Below are 1,526 nucleotides of genomic sequence, written 5' to 3' on the forward strand. Positions count from 1 at the left end.
CCCCCCGGCCTCCGCCCCGACCAGCGATTCCAGATAGGCCGACACCGTGGAGGTCCCGAGAATCGAACCCATCACGCTGGCCGTACCATCGGCCACGAAGGCGGTACGGCCAAGCATCGGCTGCCCATCCTCGACCGACAGCCCGGCCTTGCGCGTCACCGCCATCATGGTGCCCGTCGCATCGAAGAAATCGCCGAGGAAGAAATACAGCGTCACCGGCAGCACCAGGCCGAAATGCGTGACGAACCCGTGGAAATCGAAGGGAAACAGCATGTGGACCGGATAATGCGGCCATTCCAGCCAGGCGGAGGGCCGCGACGTGACCGGATGGCCATCGGGATGGTGGACGAAACACCCCACCAGCGTCACCGCCACGATGCTCAGCAGCATTCCCGCCGGCACCCGCAGCATCCGCAACGCCCCGGCCAGAAACAGACCGCCGATCGCCAGCAGCACCGCCGGATCGCGCAGCGACCCGAAGGCGAAGCCCTCGGCCCCCCTCACCGCCAGCCCGCCGCTGACCATGCCGATATGGGCGATAAAGGCCCCGATCGCGCAATGGATGCCGGTGCGGACCGAAACGGGAAAGCCCATCACGATCTTCTGCCGCCATTGCGTCAGCGACAGCGCGACGAAGGCCAGACCGCCGATAAAGACCATGGTGAAGGCGACCGGCGGCGCGATTCCCATCTGCACCACCACCACCTGCGCGAAGATCAGGTTGCTGCTCATAGCCGGTGCCAGGGCGATCGGCAGATTGGCCAGCAGCGCCATCAGCAGCGACCCGACGACCGAGGCCGCGATGGTCGTCATGATCATGTCGTGCCGGTCCAGCCCCGCGAGGGCCAGAATCGCCGGATTGACGATCATGATATACGCCATGGCCCCGAACGTGGTCAGCCCGGCGATCAACTCCCGCGAGAGGGTCGAACCCCGGCGCGTCACATGGAAAAAACGGTCGATCCAGCCGGTTGCTCCGGCGCCGTCATGCGTCACTGCCAGTCTCTTCCCTCAACAAGGTCAAGGGAATGTCCTACCGCTTCCGATATGATGCAAGAGACCCACCAACCCTTTGGAGGCCGATTCAAAAACGCCTCATGAAAGCCTGACCGGAAAGACGGTCCGGCAAGCAAGAGCGGCCCAGATCGCCCATCGCCACGAAGCACAGACGACGCCCAGGCTCCCAGCTCCTAGGCGAAGCGTTCAGCGAACGCGGCCGCCGCTCCCAGCAACCCCGGCTGCGGATGGGTGATCAGCTTCACCGGCATCCGCGCCATCATCGATTCGAATCGCCCCTTGGCCACGAATCGCTCGGCGAACCCCGATCGCGGCAGATGGTCCGCCAGCCGCTGGCCCACCCCGCCGGCAATCACCACGCCATTGGCCCCCTGGGCCAGCGCCAGATCCCCCGCGCCGCCCCCCAGCGCCAGACAGAACCGCTCCCCCGCCGCCGCTGCCATCGGGTCCCGCCCCTCCAGCCCCGCCGTCCCGAGTTCCTTGTCGTGATGTATGCGGGCCGGCTGGCC

Annotated in this window: 2 protein-coding genes; both read right to left on the reverse strand. The window is 66.3% G+C overall.

Translation table 11 applies throughout. The features are described from left to right. A partial coding sequence (locus ABF821_RS20985) for an NCS2 family permease (protein WP_415531473.1) occupies positions 1-996 on the reverse strand: 996 nt, incomplete at its 3' end. 194 nt (positions 997-1,190) lie between these two features. Beyond that, on the reverse strand, positions 1,191-1,526 hold a 336-nt coding region (locus tag ABF821_RS20990), incomplete at its 5' end, for a glucokinase (RefSeq protein WP_415531474.1).

It is taken from the genome of Gluconacetobacter sp. (genome assembly GCF_047721585.1).
GTDB lineage: Bacteria > Pseudomonadota > Alphaproteobacteria > Acetobacterales > Acetobacteraceae > Gluconacetobacter > Gluconacetobacter dulcium.